The 17,941-nt window shown below is 69.3% G+C and carries 15 protein-coding genes; 3 read left to right on the top strand and 12 right to left on the bottom strand.

The features are described from left to right. Nucleotides 1-109: 109 nt before the first annotated feature. The 4 genes from PO78_RS08240 to rpsD all read right to left on the bottom strand — a co-directional run bounded on the left by PO78_RS08240 (nt 110) and on the right by rpsD (nt 3,892). The gene (locus PO78_RS08240) at nt 110-706 is read right to left on the bottom strand and encodes a hypothetical protein (protein WP_197068750.1); all 597 of its coding nucleotides are present in this window, start codon (nt 704-706) and stop codon (nt 110-112) included. 324 nt (nt 707-1,030) lie between these two features. Further along, nucleotides 1,031-2,392, bottom strand: a complete 1,362-nt coding sequence (locus PO78_RS08235; protein WP_043743158.1) for an IS1380 family transposase — start codon at nt 2,390-2,392, stop codon at nt 1,031-1,033. 604 nt (nt 2,393-2,996) lie between these two features. Then, nucleotides 2,997-3,284 carry a hypothetical protein gene (locus PO78_RS08230; RefSeq protein WP_043743156.1) on the bottom strand — a complete coding sequence of 96 codons (288 nt, stop codon included), beginning with the start codon at nt 3,282-3,284 and terminating at the stop codon, nt 2,997-2,999. Further along, a complete protein-coding gene (gene rpsD / locus PO78_RS08225) occupies nt 3,281-3,892 on the bottom strand; it encodes a 30S ribosomal protein S4 (RefSeq protein WP_043743154.1) in 612 nt (203 codons plus the stop codon). Before rpsD ends, PO78_RS08230 begins: the two co-directional genes overlap by 4 nt. A 273-nt stretch (nt 3,893-4,165) precedes the next feature. Between rpsD and feoB the strand changes: the two genes are divergently transcribed. From feoB to PO78_RS08210, 3 genes are all read left to right on the top strand, one after another. After that, nucleotides 4,166-6,130 carry a ferrous iron transport protein B gene (gene feoB / locus PO78_RS08220; protein WP_043743151.1) on the top strand — a complete coding sequence of 655 codons (1,965 nt, stop codon included), beginning with the start codon at nt 4,166-4,168 and terminating at the stop codon, nt 6,128-6,130. Between the two features lie 12 nt (nt 6,131-6,142). Continuing rightward, complete coding sequence (locus PO78_RS08215; RefSeq protein ID WP_004323587.1) at nt 6,143-6,403, top strand: ferrous iron transport protein A; 261 nt, start codon at nt 6,143-6,145, stop codon at nt 6,401-6,403. Nucleotides 6,404-6,550: 147 nt separating this feature from the next. Then, nucleotides 6,551-8,191, top strand: a complete 1,641-nt coding sequence (locus PO78_RS08210; RefSeq protein ID WP_004323585.1) for an acyl-CoA synthetase — start codon at nt 6,551-6,553, stop codon at nt 8,189-8,191. A gap of 100 nt (nt 8,192-8,291) precedes the next feature. Here the strand turns inward: PO78_RS08210 and PO78_RS08205 are convergent, their stop codons facing one another. The 8 genes from PO78_RS08205 to PO78_RS08170 all read right to left on the bottom strand — a co-directional run bounded on the left by PO78_RS08205 (nt 8,292) and on the right by PO78_RS08170 (nt 17,757). Continuing rightward, complete coding sequence (locus PO78_RS08205; RefSeq protein ID WP_004323583.1) at nt 8,292-8,618, bottom strand: AzlD domain-containing protein; 327 nt, start codon at nt 8,616-8,618, stop codon at nt 8,292-8,294. Continuing rightward, on the bottom strand, nt 8,615-9,319 hold the full coding sequence (locus tag PO78_RS08200) for an AzlC family ABC transporter permease (protein WP_043743148.1): 705 nt from the start codon (nt 9,317-9,319) through the stop codon (nt 8,615-8,617). The genes PO78_RS08205 and PO78_RS08200 overlap by 4 nt, the downstream gene beginning before the upstream one ends. Then, nucleotides 9,319-9,894, bottom strand: coding sequence for a TMEM165/GDT1 family protein (locus tag PO78_RS08195; protein ID WP_004323580.1), 576 nt, complete (start codon nt 9,892-9,894; stop codon nt 9,319-9,321). Before PO78_RS08195 ends, PO78_RS08200 begins: the two co-directional genes overlap by 1 nt. A gap of 30 nt (nt 9,895-9,924) precedes the next feature. After that, entirely contained in the window at nt 9,925-13,002 is a 3,078-nt protein-coding gene (locus tag PO78_RS08190) for an efflux RND transporter permease subunit (RefSeq protein WP_004323579.1), read from the bottom strand. Beyond that, entirely contained in the window at nt 12,999-13,994 is a 996-nt protein-coding gene (locus PO78_RS08185) for an efflux RND transporter periplasmic adaptor subunit (RefSeq protein WP_043743146.1), read from the bottom strand. Before PO78_RS08185 ends, PO78_RS08190 begins: the two co-directional genes overlap by 4 nt. A 72-nt stretch (nt 13,995-14,066) precedes the next feature. Further along, nucleotides 14,067-14,981 (bottom strand): adenylate/guanylate cyclase domain-containing protein, encoded by a 915-nt coding sequence (locus tag PO78_RS08180; protein WP_043743144.1) that lies wholly within the window; start codon nt 14,979-14,981, stop codon nt 14,067-14,069. Between the two features lie 172 nt (nt 14,982-15,153). Further along, nucleotides 15,154-16,053, bottom strand: coding sequence for a ribose-phosphate diphosphokinase (locus PO78_RS08175; RefSeq protein ID WP_004324923.1), 900 nt, complete (start codon nt 16,051-16,053; stop codon nt 15,154-15,156). Nucleotides 16,054-16,176: 123 nt separating this feature from the next. Continuing rightward, nucleotides 16,177-17,757 carry a thymidine phosphorylase family protein gene (locus tag PO78_RS08170; RefSeq protein ID WP_043743142.1) on the bottom strand — a complete coding sequence of 527 codons (1,581 nt, stop codon included), beginning with the start codon at nt 17,755-17,757 and terminating at the stop codon, nt 16,177-16,179. Nucleotides 17,758-17,941: the final 184 nt, after the last annotated feature.

Genomic DNA, 17,941 nt, shown 5'->3' with positions numbered 1-17,941 from the left:
CCGCTTACGGGAAACGACCGCCACGACGACCCGCGGCTCTCGAGAAAACGCGCTACAAGTTGGTATTTTCTTTGCGAACCCATTCCACCGCGGGCGGGGGATGGGACGCTCAGAACTCCCAGGCCACGCCCACGTTGGCGATGTTGCGATCGTTGCCGCGACCGACCGCGCCAGAGATCTTCACGCCCTCGGCGATCGTGTAGCGCAGACCGACCTGGCGATCCGGGCCGGAATGCTCCGCACCGAAGGTCTCGACGACGAAGTCGAGCTGCTCGCCGAGCGGCACGTCGAGGCCGATGCCCCAGAAGTCGAGGTCCTCGTCGTCGCGCGCCCACTCGCGGCCGAGGTTCACATGCACCCGCGGGCCCTGCTCGAACGCCCAGGTCGCCAGGCCGGCGAGCGCGTCGACACGCGAGGAGTCCTCGCCGCTGACGCGCTCGCGCCCATACTCGTATTTCAGGCCAGCCGAAAGCCCGCGCTCGGACTGCAATGGCACCCATTTGACCGCCGCGCCGACGGCGCGGATCTTCGCGTCTGGATCGGCGTCACGATCCTTCCCGCGGCCATAGCCCACCTCCACTTCGACATTGTCGATCGGACCGAAACCGGCCGCGCCCTCGTAGCCGCGCACCGCGTCGTCGCGGCTCCAGCCGAACTCGAGCTTGGCGCCGCCGCGCTCGAGCGTGCCGGCATCATCGACCGCCATCGGGCGTTCGGCGAGAGCCGGAGGGGAACACAAGGCGAACAGCGAGGCCAGCACGATCGGGCGCAGCCCGGACTTGCGTTGACCTGAATCCGTGTTCTCTACAGCGCATACCCGCTCCGCGAGCCCCAGCGCATGATTCTTCTGCTGCCTGACTCCCAATCTCAGCTCACCGCAGCCCCGAGCGCCGTCCTTTCATGGCCCGGAGCGCCGGCGAGCCGGGCTTCCGGCGGGTGCGCTATGTCATTTCCCTTCTCCCGCGCGGCCGTCGCCCTTCCGCCGCAGCGAAATGGCCTCGATTCGGAGAATTCGGCCGTCGGATTTGCATCACGGCGAAGCCACCGCGCACAGTCGCGCCTGCACCGTGGTGAACACCTTCACATGCGCGGCGACGCCGCGTCCGAAGTCCAGCACCAGGCGGCGGGCGTGTTCGACGAACTTCGCCGCACGGTACATCACCTCCTGCAGCACTGTCTTGATGCGTCGGCGCTTGGCCGGGTGACGGATCGGCGAGAGCTCGCCGGTCAGCCCGAGTTGGCCGATCAGGCGCAGGCAGTTGTAGGCGAACGCGGCCAGATGCATGACCGCGTCGTTGGTGTCGAACTTGCCCGAGGGCAGGCGCTCGAGGTCCAGGTCGGTCTTGATCTCGGAGTGGAACTGCTCGTGCGTGCCGTGGTGCTTGTAGAGCTCGATCACGTCGGCCATCGCCACTTCGAGGCTGGTCCACCAGCCTTCGATCTCGATCTCGGGGGTCAGCAGGTGCTGGCCCTTCTTGTCGATCGTGCGCTCGGTCACCCGCACCACCAGACGCAGCGTGCGCTTGGCCTTCTTCCAGGCACGGTCGATCTTCAGGTCCAGCAGCCCCACCCGCTTGCCCGCGCGCACTTCCTCGAAGACGCCGGCGGCCTCGGCCCGGTCCACCCAGGCGGTCTTGTCCTGACGGCGCGGATTCCACTTGGTGAGGTAGTCGAACGAACGCCCCAGCGCTGCCCAGCGATCGCGCTCGTCGGCCAGCGCGAACAGCAGCCGGGCGCTGTCGAAGCCGCTGTCGGCCCGCCACAGCAGCTTCGCATCGGCCGCACACACCCGGCGCAGGCGCGGGAACGCGCGCTCGAAGAAATACTCGGTCTCCAGCGCCGAGTGGTGCGACCCCGCGCGCAGCTCTAGGCCGAGGTTCCAGCCCTCGTTGCCCAGGTACAGCGCGATCGGCGTGTAGCCATCGACGCCCTGGTAAGTGCGGCTGACCGCCTCCTTCTTGGTGTCGGAGTTGTCCATCACGAAGGTGTCCAGATCGGCGCAGACGTAGCCCTTGTGCGCCGTGATCGGCGCCTCGGTGCGCTCGAGCAGGCGCAGGCTCAGCTCGTCGGTCAGCTCGCGCAGCTCGGCCGCGCGGGCATCGAGCCGTTGGCGCATCCACACGCTGCCGGGCACCTTGGCGAGCCCGAGCGCTTCCTTGAAGAAGCGGTCGCCGCGAAACGGCTCGATCGCCTCGAAGTCGCTTTTGCCCAGGCTCAGCAGCCCGACCACCGACTTGACCAGATCCGAGCTCAGCATGCCCTGCGACACTGGCAGCCTCGGGTCGATCACCGCCTGAACCTGTGCCGCCTGGCAGCACTGCCCGATCAGCGCCAGGCCCGAGTACGAGGTCAGGTTGAGCTTGGCGGATTGCTTGACTTCGAAGCGCGGCATGGTCGGTTGGGTGAATGAGTCGGATGCGTAATTGTACAATTACATCAATGCGTTAGGCTGGATTTCCGGCTAAACGAACACGGATTCAGGGTTGAGACATGACGATTCCTTTGCAGGGAGAGGTGGACAAAGACGGGCCGCCCACACGAGCGGCCCGAAAAGGGATGCGCAACTCCGAACGACCGGGGCTACGAGGTGATCGCTGGACAAGACCCACGCCGTCGATGCGGCAGGGACGCCCGACACTCGTGCCTCGGACGTGCCCGCATGCGCCGGGAGGGGCTTCTTGCTCGAGCACCTGGCCAGACACGGAAAGGGCGGTGCGGCCATGTTCGAGCACCGCATCGCGATCGAGCTTCCCGGAATATTCGGCCCCCGCCTCAATGCAGCCGATGATCGCGGTCGCCGGGCCTGGGGATGGGTTGAAAAATATTAACCGCAACAACAATCATTACCATTTGATAATCATCAACAGCGCGCGGGATTCCGGCTTACTTTGCGCGCCGCGGACATCCCTTGCAGGGCTTGTCCTTCCTGCAGCATTTCTTGCTCATGGACTTCTCCTCGTGGAATGGAAAGGACGGACACCATCGAACCGGACTGCTCAGTGCAGTGCCCGCGGATCGTCGCCGCCATCGCCCAGCACTGCATAGGCCTCCCACTCCGCCACCAGCCGGGCGGCGCAGTCGCGCACACAAGCGGAAAGGCGCTGATCGCTGCCGATCACCCGGAAGTGACCGGCGATCGCCTGCGCCAGCGCGGGCGAGCGCCGCGCCGGGAAGCGCGACAGCAGCTGCAGCACCGCCGCCAGCGCGAGCTCGGGATGGTTGTCGTACTCCGGCCCCGCGTTCGCGGCAACCCTTCGCCGGCTGGCGGATGAATGCGCGCTCACAGCCGCACCGCGTAGTACTCGACGACCTGCTGGACGTCGACCGGGAAGGGCACCTCGTCGGGCGACGGGGTGCGCGTCATCGTCGCCACGAACGCCGCCTCGTCGAAGATGAGCCATTCGGGGCGGGTCAGCGCAGGCTCGGCGAGCGCCTCGATCACCACCGGGATGCGCCGCGCACGCTCGCCAAGCTGGATGCGGTCGCCCGGCCGGATGCGGATGGAGGGGATGTTCACCGCCCGTCCGTTGAGCAGTACGTGCTTGTGGCGCACGAGCTGCCGCGCCGCCACCGCGGTGGGCGCGAAGCCGGCGCGGAACACGAAGTTGTCGAGGCGACGCTCGAGCAATTCCAGCAGCTTGTCGCCGGTCGGGCCGCGGTCGCGCTTGGCCTCGCGGAACAGGCGCTGGATCTGCTTCTCGCCGAGACCATAGTTGAAGCGCAGCTTCTGCTTCTCGATCAGCTGCACGCCGAAGCCGGACTTGCGCCTCGGGCGCCGGCCGTGCTGGCCAGGGGGATGGTTGCGCTCACCCAGCGGCTTGCGCGACAGGCCGGGCAGCTCGGCGCCGAGGGCACGCATCACTTTCAGGCGGGGGCCGGTGTATCGGGACAATCGGTTCTCCTTCATTCAGGGATTCTTGCTGCGCCGACGCACGAAGAGCGCCAGCAGGACAGCCTCGAAGTCGAGACAGGGTCGGTTGAATATCGTCTTTGCGAATGATTCGCAATATCGTTAAAATCCGAATCACTGTCAAGCCTCTCTGTCCTGCGGTCCGGACCGCATCGAATACACGCCGGGCGCACGACCTTTGAGCTAGATCAGTAAAAGTCATAATGCGACCCATTATCGTTCTAGGCTTACTCCGCCCTCCGGACACCCGAGTTCATGGACTGCGCCACTTCGCCCTCCTCCGCCGCTGCCGCCGCGCTGCGCACCCTGGCCCTCGTCGGCCACCCCAACGTCGGCAAGTCGGTGCTGTTCCACCGCCTCACCGGCACCTACGTCACGGTGTCCAATTACCCCGGCACCACGGTAGAGGTCTCGCGCGCCACGCCGCGCTTCGACCGCGAGGCCTCGCTGCTCGACACCCCGGGCGTGCTCGCCCTGCCATCGCGCAGCGACGACGAGCGCGCCACCATGCGCGCGCTGCTCCATGAGGACATGCGCACGCTGATCCAGGTCGGCGACGCCAAGAACCTGCGCCGCACGCTCAACCTCACCGCGCTGCTGGCCGAACTCGGGGTGCCGATGGTGATGGCGCTCAACATGACCGACGAGGCCAAGGCGCGCGGGGTCACGGTGGACAGCAGCGCGCTCGCCGCGGCGCTCGGCGTGCCGGTGGTGGCGACCGTCGCCACCGGCGGCGAGGGCGTCGCAGCACTCACCGACGCCCTGGCGCGCGCCGCGGTACCCGCGCCGCTGCTGCGCTACGACCCGGTGCTCGAGCGCGACATCGCCCGCGTCGAGCAGCTCATCCTCGCGCAATGCCCGCATCCGCGCCTGGCCGCACGCGGGCTGGCCATCCTCGCCATCGGCCGCGACCCCGAGGTCGAGGCCTGGCTCGCGGCGCAAGCGAACAGCGAGACCGTGCGCGCCGCGCTCGCCGAGCTCACCGCGCCCATCGGCCGCGACTCGCTCCCGGCGCGGCTCGCGCGCGAGCGCGGCGGCGCCGCCGAGGCGCTCGCGCGCACCGTCACGCAGCAGGCTGCCGGCAAGGACCGCACGCTGTCGATGCTGCTCGGCCGCATCGCGGTGCACCGGCTGTGGGGCTGGCCGATGCTGCTCGGCGTGCTGTATCTGGTGTATCTGTTCGTCGGCGACTTCGGCGCCAGCACCCTGGTCGGACTGCTGGAAGAAGACTTCTTCGGCGAGGTCCTCAACCCCGCGGTCACCGAGTTCGTCACGAGCCACATCTCCACGCCCTGGCTGGCCGACCTGATCGTGGGCGAATACGGCCTGTGGACCATGGGCATGACCTACGCGCTCGCGCTGATCCTGCCCATCGTCACCACCTTCTTCCTCGCCTTCGGCGTGCTCGAGGATTCGGGCTACTTCTCGCGCCTGTCGGTGATCGCCAACCGCATGTTCGCCGCCATCGGCCTCAACGGCCGCGCGGTGCTGCCGATGGTGCTCGGCCTGGGCTGCGTGACCATGGCCACGCTCACCACCCGCATCCTGCACACCCCGCGCGAGCGCCTGATCACCATCTACCTGATGGCGCTGGCGATCCCGTGCTCTGCGCAACTCGGCGTGGTGCTCGGCCTGCTCGGCGGCATCTCCTTCGGCGCCACGCTGATCTGGGTGCTGGCGATCGTCGGCGTGCTGCTGTTCACCGGCTGGCTGGCGAGCAAGGTCGTGCCCGGCCGCCGCGTGCCGCTCGTCACCGAGCTGCCGCCGATGCGCATGCCGGTGCTCGGCAACGTGCTCAAGAAGACCGGCGGAAGGCTGAAGTGGTATCTGATCGAGGTGATCCCGCTGTTCCTGATCGGCACCCTGATCATGTTCGGGCTCGACCGCAGCGGCGCGCTGCCGTGGATCATCGAGGCCGGCGAGCCGCTGGTGGTGGGCTGGCTCGGCCTGCCGCCGGAGGCGAGCGCCGCCTTCGTGATGGGCTTCCTGCGCCGCGACTTCGGCGCCAGCGGCCTGTTCGCGCTGCAGAGCGAGCTGTCGATGATCCAGGCCGTGGTGGGCATGGTCACGATCACGCTCTTCGTGCCCTGCATCGCCAGCCTGATGATGATCATCAAGGAGCAGGGGATGAAGGTCGCCGCGCTGATGCTGGCGATGATCATCCCCACCGCCTTCCTGATCGGCGGCCTGCTCAACCACGGCCTGCGCCTGATCTTCTGAGGAATCCGCGCCATGAACGCCGCCCCCTCCAAACCCCTGCCCCACGAGCGCATCCGCCTGATCGGCACCCCGGTCGGGCGCATGGTGCGCATCGACGACTTCGACGACGAGATCGATCCGCTGCAGCGTGAGCAGCTCCACGCCTACGGGCTCTCCGCCGCGCACGCGGTGAAGGTGCTGCAACAGCAACCGATGACGGTGCTATTGTGCGAGCACGTCGAGCTCGCGATCGAGCACGCGGTGTCGCGCCATATCTGGGTGCAGCCCGCCTGAGCGCTCCAACCTGCCTTCGCAAACGTTGCGCGCGGGAGAACTGCAGACAAGACCGACGCCATCCTCCATACTATACGGTATGGACCGAACCCCGCGTGGGACGCCGGCCCGACCAGTTTGTTTGACAATGAACGGGAGAGGAAAAGGATGTCGCAAAACGCATATCAGCAAGGCCTCGACAAGAACGCGGCCAACTACGTGCCGCTGTCCCCGCTGAGCTTCATCGAGCGCACCGCCATGGTCTATCCGACGCGCACCAGCGTCGTCCATGGCACGCTCATCTACACCTGGAGCCAGACCTACGAGCGCTGCCGCCGCCTCGCGAGCGCCTTGGTCGCGCACGGCGTGAAGAAGGGCGACACGGTCGCGTGCATGCTGCCCAACGTGCCATCGATGTTCGAAGCCCACTTCGGGGTGCCGATGACCGGCGCGGTCCTCAACACCCTCAACACCCGGCTCGACGCCGATGCCATCGCCTTCATGCTGCAGCACGGCGAAGCCAAGGTGCTGATCACCGACCCCGAGTTCGCCGGCGTGGTCCGCGCCGCGCTCGAGCTGCTGCCGGGAGACAAGCCCCTGGTGGTCGACGCCCTCGACCCCGAGTATCCGGGCACCGAGCGCATCGGCACCGTGCTCTACGAGGACTTCCTCGCCGGCGGCAACCCCGACTTCCAGTGGAAGCTGCCCGAGGACGAGTGGGACGCGATCGCGCTCAACTACACCTCCGGCACCACCGGCAACCCGAAGGGCGTGGTCTACCACCACCGCGGCGCGTATCTCAACGCCGCCTCCAACATCATCAGCTGGGGCATGCCGCAGCACTCGTCCTACCTGTGGACGCTGCCGATGTTCCACTGCAACGGCTGGTGCTTCCCGTGGACCATGGCGGCCAACGCCGGCGTCAACGTCTGCCTGCGCAAGGTCGACCCGGCGCTGATCTACGAGCTGATCCGCCGCCACAAGGTCACCCACATGTGCGGCGCGCCGATCGTCTACGGCATGCTGATCAACGCCCCCGAGGGCCTGCGCGCCGGCATCGAGCACAGCGTCGCCGGCCTCATCGCCGGCGCCGCGCCCCCGGCGGCGATCATCGAGGGCGCCGAGAAGATCGGCTTCGACATCACCCACGTGTATGGCCTGACCGAAACCTACGGCCCGGCCTCGGTGTGCGCCAAGCACCCCGAGTGGGATGCGCTGCCGATCGACCGCCGCGCCGAGCGCAACGGCCGCCAGGGCGTGCGCTACCACATGCAGGAAGCGATCACCGTGCTCGACCCGGTGACCATGGAGCCGGTGCCCGCCGACGGCGAGACCATGGGCGAGATCATGTTCCGCGGCAACCTCGTCATGAAGGGCTACCTCAAGAACGAGAAGGCCACCCAGGAGTCCTTCGCCGGCGGCTGGTTCCACACCGGCGACCTCGCGGTCATGCACCCGGACGGCTACGTCAAGATCAAGGACCGCTCCAAGGACGTGATCATCTCGGGCGGCGAGAACATCTCCTCGCTCGAGGTCGAAGAGGTGCTGTACCGCCACCCGGCGGTGCTGACCGCGGCGGTCGTCGCCAAGCCCGACGAGAAGTGGGGCGAGGTGCCGGCGGCCTACATCGAGGTCAAGGAAGGCGCCGGCGTGACCGCCGACGACATCATCGCGCACTGCCGCGAACACCTGGCGCGCTACAAGGTGCCCAAGTTCATCGAGTTCTGCGTGCTGCCCAAGACCTCGACCGGCAAGATCCAGAAGTTCGCCCTGCGCGAGATGGCGAAGTCGGCCTCCGCGATCGAGTGATCGTGTCACGCGGTCGGCCCGTCGGGGCCGACCGCACTCGCCGCGCGCCGATGCCGCGTTCCGTCACCGGACGGACGCGGCATTTTTCCTTCCACACGTACTACCAGCCGAATCCCTTGCGCAGCAACAGCAGCATCGCCATGCCGAGGATGAAGGGCAGCCACGGATTGCGCGAGCGCAGCGCGACCAGGATCACGACTCCCCCCGCCGCGAGCTTGGGATTGAGCGGATCGAACGCACCGCCATCGAGCAGCAGGTCGGGCATCACCAGCGCCGACAGCGCCGCCGCCGGCGCGTAGCGCAAGGCACGCTGCAAGGCTGGCGGCAGACGCCCCTTCTCGCCGGCGAGGATGAAGCTGCCACGCGTCATGATCGTCGTCGAGCCGATGGCCAGCAGCGTCAGCCATAACCACAACCCCTCGCTCATCGCGCGGCCCTCCCTGCCAGCGCACGCTCGGCAATGAAGCCCGCGCCGATGCCGAGCGCGATGCCGGCAATCAGCCCCAGGCGCAGCGGCAGCTCGCGCAGCAGCACCGCACCCAGCCCGCCCACCAGCGCACCCACCCACATCGGTCGCTCGCGCAGCATGGGGATCATCATCACCGTCAGCGCGATCGTGGTCATGAACTCCAGCGACCAGTCGCGCGGAATCGCCCCTGCGCCGAACACGCCGACCGCACCGCAGAGCTGCCAAAGCAGCCAGCAATACACCGAGGGCACGATGTAGTACCCCCATCGCCAGTGCGGATCGTCGGCCCTTTGCAGCTTGTCCGCGCCGACTGCGAACATGCCGTCCACCAGCAGATAGCTCGACGCCAGCCGGCGCATGAAGCGGTGATCATGGAAGACCGGCGCCAGCGCGGCACTGAAGATGATGAAGCGCAGGTTGAGCACCAGCGCAGTGAGAAAGATCAGCCATAAGGGTGCACCGCTGCCGATCAGCGGCAGCGTGCCGAGCTGGGCGGTGCCGGCATAGACCAGCAGGTTCATGCCCATGGACTCGGCCGGGGACAGGCCGATCGAGCGCATGGCGATGCCGGTCACGATCGCCCAGGGCACCAGGCCGACCGAGAGCGGCAGGAAGTCGCGCATGCCCTCGCGGGCACCGCGGCGGAACGAGGATTCCATCAGAACCCCAGTCCCTCGCCCGCACCGGCCAGGGTCGCGATGCCCAGGCCGAGGAAGATCGCCGCGGCGATGCCGTGCACCAGCTTCACCGGCATGCGCGTGGCGATGCGGTCGCCGAGCAGCACCGCGGGCACGTTGGCGATCATCATGCCGAGCGTGGTGCCGGCCACCACCGCGACCAGGGCCTGGTACTGCGCCGCCAGCGCCACCGTGGCGATCTGCGTCTTGTCGCCCATCTCGGCAAGGAAGAAGGCCACCAGCGTGGCGCCGAACACGCCCAGGCGCGGCAGCCTGGCCTCGTCCTCGTCGAACTTGTCGGGGATCAGCGTCCACACCGCCATCGCGATGAAGGACAGGCCGAGCACCCAGCGCAGGGTGTGCGGCCCCATCAGCGTGGTCAGCCAGGTGCCGACCGCGGCGGCGAAGGCGTGGTTGGCCAGCGTGGCAACCAGGATGCCGAGCACGATCGGCCACGGCCGGCGGAAGCGTGCGGCAAGGATGAAGGCGAGCAGCTGCGTCTTGTCGCCGATCTCGGCGAGGGCCACGATGGCGGTAGAGACGAGAAAGGCGTCCATGGGAATTCAGGTGGTGGCGGGAGCGCGATTCTAGCCGCCACCGCGCTGCATCGCCATCCGATACACCAGCGGCACCGCGAACAAAGTCAGCACCGTGGAAAAACCCAGCCCCCACACGATGCTCGCCGCCACCGGTCCCCACATCAGCGACTTGCCGCCCAGGCCGATCGCCAGCGAAAGCAGCCCGCCGATGGTGGTGGTGGAGGTGATCAGGATCGGCACCACGCGCCGGCGCGCGGCGTAGATCGCGGCGTGCTGCACGCTCATGCCGACGGCGCGGCGCTCGTTGGCGGCGTCGATGAGCACGATCGCCGAGTTCACCGCGATGCCGGTGAGCGCGATCACCCCATACAGCGTGTATAGCGACAGCGGATTGCCCGACACCAGCAGTCCGAGCACCACCCCGGTGAAGGCGAGCGGCACGGTCAGCAGGATGATCAGCGGCTGCCAGTAGCTGCGGAACTGGGTGGCGAGGATCAGGTAGATCAGCCCGACGCCGAGCGCGAACAGCTTGCCCATCGCATCCAGACTCTCCTGGATGTCCTCCAGTTCGCCGGAGAAATCCAGCTCCACGCCCGGGAAGCGCGGCTGCAGCTGCGCCCACGCGGCCTTCAGGCGGTCGTTGGCTTCGACCGTGTCGAGGCGCTCGCGATCGAGCTCGGCCTCGACGGTGATCGCGCGCGTGAGCTGGTAGTGGCGGATGTAGCCCTTCGACAGCAGCAGCTGCCGGCTCACCAGCTCGCCCAGCTGCACGCTGCGCCCGTCGGCCAGCGGCACCGGGCGCTGCAGCAGCCCGGTGACGTCATCCAGGCTCTCCTGGCGGGCGCGCACCACCACCTCCACCTTCTCGCCGCCGTCGCGCGTCGTGGCAACGATCTCGCCCTCGCCGTACAAACGCAGCAAGCGCGCCACCTCGGCCGGCTGCACCCCGGCACGCGCCAGCTTCTCGCGATCGAGCGCGAGGCGCATCTCGCCGCGCCCGGGCACATCGTCGTCGGTGAGATCGCGCACCCCGGGCAGCTTTGCCGCCTCGGCGAGGAGCGCATCGGCCGCGGCGCGCAGCTGCGGGTAGTCGTCGGACTTCATCTTCACCGAGATCGGCTTCGCCGTCGGCGGCCCGCCCTTCATCTCCATGAAGGAGAGCTTCGCTTCGCCGGCGAGCGCCTCGATCGCCGGACGCACCGCGTCGATGATTTCGCCGGTATCGCGCCCGCCGGCCGCGCGCGGCAGCAGCGAGACCAGCACCTGGGCGTACTGGTCGCCATACACCGGCTCGGTCTCGGTGAACTTCAGGCCCGCATACACCGCGACCGCGCGCAGCTCGTCGGCGCCGATCGTCTCGCCCAGCACCTTCACCGCGCGCTCGGCCTCGGCCAGCGTGCGCTGGGGCACGACACCGGCAGGCATGTCGACGTTCACATAGAAGAGCCGCATCGAGTCGAAGGCGAAGAACTGCACGCGCACCAGGCCGGTCGCCACCGCCGCGCCGGCACCCGCCATCATCAGCACCAGGACCGCGACGGTGAGGCGGCGGCGGCGCATCACCGCCACCAGGGCACGCGCATAGGCGATGCGGATGCGCAGGGTGAAGCGCTCGCGCAGCCGCTGCGACCGCGAGGGCCGCTGCGCCGGCTGCGGGCGCAGCGCCAGGATGTGGGTGGGCAGGATCCAGTAGGCCTCGACCAGGCTGACCAGCAAGCCGACGGTCACCACGAAGGGCACCACGAACATGAACTTGCCGAGGATGCCGGGCAGCAGCATCAGCGGCAGGAAGGCGGCGATGGTGGTCAGCACCGAGGACAGCACCGGCAGGCCGACCTCCTCCACCCCGGCCACCACCGCCTCGTGCGGAGGATCGCCGCGCTGCAGGCGGTAGTAGATCGCCTCGACGATCACCACCGCGTCGTCGACCAGCATGCCGAGCGCGATCACGACCCCGAGCAGCACGGTGAGGTTGAGCGTGGAGCCGATCAGGTCGACCGCGATGAAGGTGCCGGCAAGCGCGAACGGCACGCCCAGCCCGACCAGCACCGACAGGCGCGAGCCGAGGAAGATCCAGCACATCGCCAGCACCGCGAACAGGCCGAACACCGCGTTCGACTCCATCACCCCGATCGCGTGGCGGGTGGCGTGGGTCTGGTCGTCGATCAGGCGCAGCTGCACGCCCTGGTCGGCGAGCAGCGGGTTGCGCCGGGCAGCGAAGTCCTGCAGGCGCTCGACCAGCTCGAGCGTGTTGGCGTCGGCATCCTTGGTGATCGACAGCATCAGCGCCGGCGCGCCGTTGTAGCTCACGAGCTGGCCCGGACGCTCGTGGCCGCGCGCCACGCTGGCAACCTCGTCGAGCGCCACCCGGCCCGCCGGCGTCACCACCGCAGCCTGGGCGAGCGCCTCGGGGTCGGGCGTCTTGCCCTCCATGCGCACCAGCCACTCGCGGTCCTGCACCCGCACCCGGCCGGCGAGGGTGTTGCGGAACCAGGCCGCCACGCTGTCGGCGACCTGCAGCGGCGACAACCCGGACGCCGCTACCCGGGCGGGATCAAAATCGACGTGGAGCTGCGGATCTTCCAGGCCGGCGGCGATCACCTGGTCCACGCCGTCCAGGCCCTCGAGCTCCTTCTTCATCACGAAGCCTGCGCGCCGCAGGGTCTCGCCGCCGGCGCCATGGAGCACCAGGATCGCGGTCGGGAAGCCGTTCGAGCTGGTGAACTCGACCACCACGGGGTCGTTGGCGTCCGGCGGCAGCTCTGCCGAGGCCTTGTTCTGGATCTCGCGGCGCAGGTCGTTCACTCGCTTGTCGAACACCCGCTCGGGGAGCTCCTCGAAGCGCACCAGGATGGACGACACCCCCTCGCGGCTGGACGAGGAGCTGAAGCGGATGTCCTTGACCTGCTTGAGCGCGTCCTCGAGCGGCCCGGTGAGGTCGCGCTCGACGTCCTCCGCCGAGGCGCCGGGCAGTGCGGTGACGATGCTGACCCAGTTGAAGTTGATCTCGGGGTCCTGCGCCCGCGGCATGGAGAGATAACTGAACAGGCCGCCGAGCAGCACCATCACGAAGGCGATGTTGGCGAGCGGGTGATTGTCGATCAGCCGCCGGTACAAGCCGTTCAACGCGAGCCCCCGGCCGCCGCGGTCGGCGCCCGCAGTCCGAGCGCGAAGCGCCCCGCGTCCACCACCCGGGTGTCCGCGGGCCAGTCGACCGCGACGGGGCGGCCGGCCTGCGCGTCGGGGAGCGCCACGAACGCCGGCTCGCCGCCGCGCACCAGCCAGGCGCCGAGGCGGCCCTCGCGCTGCTGCAGGTAGGCGGCCGGCAGGTGCGGCACGACGCTGCGCCAGCGCAGCTCGCCGGCCAGGCCCGGCGGCAGCGCGGGCGCGGCGGCGAGGATCACGTCGCGCGCCTGGCCCGCGGCATCGAGCACCGGCGACACGCGCACGATGCGCAGCGCATGTTCCGCGCCGCCCGCGACCAGCACCGGCGGCGCAGCGGCGAGCAGTCCGTCTATCTGCGCTGCGGGCACGCGCGCGTGCACCTCGGCGCCGGCGCTCGCCGCCAGGCTCAGCAGCGGCGTGCCGGGGGCGGCGAGATCGCCCACCGCGGCGAGGCGCTCGCGCACCACGCCGGCAAAAGGCGCGCGGATCACGGTGCGGGCGAGCGCGAGCTCGGTGGCGGCCTGGGCCGCGCGTGCCGCGTCGCGCTCGCGCTGCAGCACGCCGAGTTCGGTCTCGCGGATGCGCAGGCCGTCGGCGCTGATGAAGCCGCGTCCGGCGAGCGCGCGCGCCTGGTCGAGCTGGGCGCGCGCCAGCCCGATGCGGCTGTCGATCAGCGCCACCTGGGCGCGCGCGCGGTCGCGCTCGATGCGGAAGGCGGCCTCGTCCAGGCGCACCAGCTCGGTGCCGCGCGCGACCTCCACGCCGGTACGCGCCGGCATCGCGACGATGCGCGCGCCGACTTCGGCGGCGATGCGCGCCTCTTCGCCCGCGACCACGCTCGCCGGGGCGCGGAACTCGGGATACACCGCGATCTCGCCGAGCGCACGCGCGCTCCAGTCCTGGGCGGTCGCACAGAAAGGCAGCAGGAGCAGGAGGATACTCAGGATTCGCATCGGAACACACCGCAATGCATGGGCGAGGCCGCAGACGGCGGGCGCACCCGCAGACCCGTCGTGCATGGGCCCTCAGCCTTCGTCTATGACGCGGAAGGAGAGCGTGGGTGCGGTGAAATCGTCGGGGGCGGCGCCGAGGCCGATCTCCCCCTCGCCGTAGAGCGTGCAGCTGTCGCGGCGCAGCACCACGGGCGCCGAGTTGCCGCGCAGGCGCACCCAGCTGCCGTTGCTGCTGAAATCGGTGAGCACGCACTGCCCGGCGGTCCATTCCAGGCGCGCATGGCGGCGCGACACGCGCGCGTCCTCGACCGGGAAGCCGGCACCGTCGCCACGCCCGAGAATCAGCGGGGGATCGTCGGCGTGCAGTTCGACGCGCTGGTCGAGGCGCTCCAGATCGACCCGGCGCACCGGGCGCACGCCCGCGACGAGGTCGTCGAAACCGAGCAGCGTGGTGAGCGTGGTCTCCGCGGTGCGGGCGAAGTCCACCCGCCATACCCGCAGCGGCTCGGCCTTGCCCTTGATGCTGATGCGGTCGAGGCTGTGACAGGCCAGTCGCAGGCCGTCAGGCAGGCTGGCGAACACTGCCTCGCCGATCAGCGTCTCACCGGTCTGGGCGCGATCGCTCAGGCGCGCGGCGACGTTGACCGGATCGCCGTAGCAGTCGCCGTCGTGCTCGACGATGGGGCCGAGTGCGACCCCCGTCTTGACCCCGATCGGCGCCCGCCGCAACTCGGCGCTGGCAAGCTCCTCGAGCACGTCCTGCAGGCGCGACGCCGCCTGCACCGCGGCGACCGGATCGTCGAACAGCACCAGCACGCCATCGCCGAGATACTTGACGATGCGCCCGCCGGCACAGGCGAGGTGGCGGCCGAGCGCGTGCGTGCACCGGGTGACGATCTGCGTCGCCGCCACGTTGCCAGCCGATTCGAACAGGCCTGTGCTGCCTGTCAGATCGGCGAAGATCACGGTCCTGACCGCTTGCTCCACTGAATTCCTGCCCCGACGGATGTGCGGGCACTGCCCGCGACCCCGAAAAGCGGGGCTCGCTGCAGTGCGCAAGCAAGAATCCTAGCATTAAGGACCGTGATCGTCATCGCCGCGCACGCGACGATGCGCCCGCGGCAAGGCACGCGCGGGGCCGGGTGCGCGCTGCAGGACGCTAGTCGGCGAGGACGGCCCGCAGGGCCTCGGCCAGCATCGGCGCGATGTGAACGGCATTGCTCGGGTGGGCGATGCAGTCGGTGCTCCAGACTTCGCCCACGCCGGCGGCACGGATCACCTCGAGCGCGTCGCCGGCGAACAGCGCGTGGGTGACCGCGACATCGACCGAGGCCGCACCCGCCGCGCGCAGGCGCTCGGCCGCACGCGCGAGGGTGTGCCCGGAGCTGGCGACGTCGTCGAGCAACACCACCGCACGCCCGGCCACCTGCGCGCCCTCGGGCAGCGCGATATCGACCTCGCGGTCGCCGTGGCGGAGCTTGGTGCACACGATGGCATCGAGCCCGTGGCGCCGCGCCGCGGTCTCGACCCACTGCGCCGACTCGGCATCCGGCCCCACCAGCAGCGGGCGGTCACGGCGCGCGACCGCCACGTCGGCGAGCAGGCCGGCGCCCGAGAGCGCGACCGCATGCGGCACCGGAATCGCCTCGGCGAGGCTGGAGATGCGGTGCAGGTGGGGATCGACCGTGATGACGCCGTCGAACAACCCGGCCAGGAATCCGCCGACGATGCGCTGGCTCACCACCTCGCCCGGATGAAAGGCCTTGTCCTGGCGCATGTAGGCCAGATAGGGCGCGACCAGGATGAGGTGGCGCACGCCGCCGCGCCCGGCGCTGCGCGCCACCAGCAGCAGCTCGAGCAGTTTCTCGTTGGGACGGTGCAGGCTGCGGAACAGCACCGCGTTGGCCGGCAGTTCGGCCGGCAGGCGCAGGCGCAACTCGTCGTCGGGGAAGCGGTGGCGCTCGATCTCCGCCGCCTCGAGTCCCGCCGCACGCGCGAGGCGCAAGGCTTCCTCGCGCTCGTCGTCGAAATGCAGCAGCAGGGTGTCTTCAGTACTCATTGGCGGAAGATTACACGCCGTGCGGCGGCGGTCGCCGCGCAGAAATTCACGCCCCGGCTGCAAAACGGAACGCGGTCCGCGGTCCGCCCGGAAGCCTGTCACGTCGCCTCGGCAACGTCGAGTTCAGAACTCCACGAACAGATGCGGCACACCATCCGCCGTCCCCAGCGCGTAGCCGCTGGCGCGCACGCTGGCCTGGCGGGCGAACTCGAGATCGGCCGGATAGTCGGCGTGGACGCGGTAGAGAGGCTCGCCCCTGCCCACCGGCTCGCCGAGCTTCCTGAGCAGATCGACACCCGAGCCCTGCATCTTGGGCGCCCCCGCCAGGCGGGCGATGCGCGCGAGCTGGTGGTTGTCGATCGCCACCACCACACCGTCGGCCTCGGCGCACACCTCGAAGCTCAGGCGGGCGAGCTGCGGCGCGTTGTGGTCGAAGGCGCGCGCGCCCTGGGCGCGGATGATCGCGTCCATCTTCGCCAGCGCGCGACCCGAGTCGAGGATGTCGCGCGCGATCGCGAAGCCGTCGCCGCCGCGCACGTCGGGGTCGAACTCGAGCATGCGCCCGGCCAGACGCAAGGCCTTCTGGCGCAGGTCGTAGGGCGCGCGCGGGTCGTTCTCGAGCACGCGCATCACATCGCGCGCCTCCAGCACCGGCCCGATCCCGCTGCCGATCGGCTGGCGGCCATCGGTGATGACCACGTCGATGGTCAGGTTCATGCGCCCGGCGACGAACTCGAAGAGCTTGCGCAGCTTCTGCGCCTCGGCCATCGAGCGCACCTTGGCCGTCGGTCCCACCGGGATGTCGAGCACCAGGTGGGTCGAACCCGCGGCGAGCTTCTTGGACAGGATGGAGGCCACCATCTGCCCGGGCGAGTCGATCGACAGCGGACGCTCGACCGAGATCAGCACGTCGTCGGCCGGCGACAGGTTGGCGGTGCCGCCCCAGGCGAGGCAGCCGCGATGCTCGCGCACGATGCCCGACAGCTCCTCGGTCGGCAGTTCGACGCGCGCGAGCACCTCCATGGTGTCGGCGGTCCCCGCGGGCGAAGTGATCGCGCGCGAGGAGGTCTTGGGGCACAGCATGCCGTGCGCGGCGACGATCGGCACCACCAGCATCGAGGTGCGGTTGCCGGGGATGCCGCCGATGCAATGCTTGTCCACCACCGGGCGCTCGTGCCAGTCGATGCGGTCGCCCACCGCCGCCATCGCCTCGGTGAGGAAAGAGACCTCCTCGCGATCGAGTTCGCCCTGGTTGGTGGCGACCACGAAGGCGGTGAGCTCGATCTTGGAATAGCGGTGCTCGGCGATGTCGCGGACGATGGCGCGGAAGTCCTCACGGGCGAGCCGCTCGCCGGCGATCTTGCGATGCAGCGCCGGGATGGAGGACGGCGGCTCGGCCTGCGCGATCATCGCCGGATGGCCGTCGTCGACGCCGAGCTGGAAGAAGGCGTCGATCGACACCCCGAGCTCTTCGGGCTCGACGATGCAGCCGTCGTCGACGACGTTGAGGGTGGCGAGGATGCGGCGCCCGTTGGCCCGCACCTCGACCTTGGAAAGGGCCTGGAAACCCTCGGCGCGATAGATCGCGCAGTCGCGGTGCAGGTAGGCGACGTTCTCGCGCCAGGTGTCGATCGCCACCCTGCGCAGGCGCAGGGGAGAGGCCGACTCGGCGGTGGCGGGAAGCGGTCCGGCGTGTGGTTCCATAAATTCAGCCTACACCCGCATGGACAGACGAAACAGGACGCAGTTCACACGCAGACGGCGCCACGACGGCGGCGATCGGCGGCGCGGCGAGTCTCTCGCCACCGCGAGACCGTGCCGAAGCCACCAGGCCCCTTCGATCGATACCCATGAACCTTAACCAATATCAAGATCGCGCTCCGGTATT

Source organism: Thauera sp. SWB20 (assembly GCF_000831325.1).
Lineage (GTDB): Bacteria > Pseudomonadota > Gammaproteobacteria > Burkholderiales > Rhodocyclaceae > Thauera > Thauera aminoaromatica.
The sequence above is the reverse complement of the archived record's forward strand: the minus strand, read 5'-3'. Positions and strand labels throughout refer to the sequence as shown.

What these genes read in the sequence shown, in the direction of transcription:
- feoB (WP_043743151.1), top strand. Translation starts at nt 4,166, where the DNA reads ATGGACTGCGCCACTTCGCCCTCCTCCGCCGCTGCCGCCGCGCTGCGC.
- PO78_RS08200 (WP_043743148.1), bottom strand. Translation starts at nt 9,319, where the DNA reads ATGGAATCCTCGTTCCGCCGCGGTGCCCGCGAGGGCATGCGCGACTTC.
- PO78_RS08205 (WP_004323583.1), bottom strand. Translation starts at nt 8,618, where the DNA reads ATGAGCGAGGGGTTGTGGTTATGGCTGACGCTGCTGGCCATCGGCTCG.
- PO78_RS08185 (WP_043743146.1), bottom strand. Translation starts at nt 13,994, where the DNA reads ATGCGAATCCTGAGTATCCTCCTGCTCCTGCTGCCTTTCTGTGCGACC.
- PO78_RS08215 (WP_004323587.1), top strand. Translation starts at nt 6,143, where the DNA reads ATGAACGCCGCCCCCTCCAAACCCCTGCCCCACGAGCGCATCCGCCTG.
- PO78_RS08240 (WP_197068750.1), bottom strand. Translation starts at nt 706, where the DNA reads ATGGCGGTCGATGATGCCGGCACGCTCGAGCGCGGCGGCGCCAAGCTC.
- PO78_RS08195 (WP_004323580.1), bottom strand. Translation starts at nt 9,894, where the DNA reads ATGGACGCCTTTCTCGTCTCTACCGCCATCGTGGCCCTCGCCGAGATC.
- PO78_RS08175 (WP_004324923.1), bottom strand. Translation starts at nt 16,053, where the DNA reads ATGAGTACTGAAGACACCCTGCTGCTGCATTTCGACGACGAGCGCGAG.
- PO78_RS08210 (WP_004323585.1), top strand. Translation starts at nt 6,551, where the DNA reads ATGTCGCAAAACGCATATCAGCAAGGCCTCGACAAGAACGCGGCCAAC.
- PO78_RS08235 (WP_043743158.1), bottom strand. Translation starts at nt 2,392, where the DNA reads ATGCCGCGCTTCGAAGTCAAGCAATCCGCCAAGCTCAACCTGACCTCG.
- PO78_RS08170 (WP_043743142.1), bottom strand. Translation starts at nt 17,757, where the DNA reads ATGGAACCACACGCCGGACCGCTTCCCGCCACCGCCGAGTCGGCCTCT.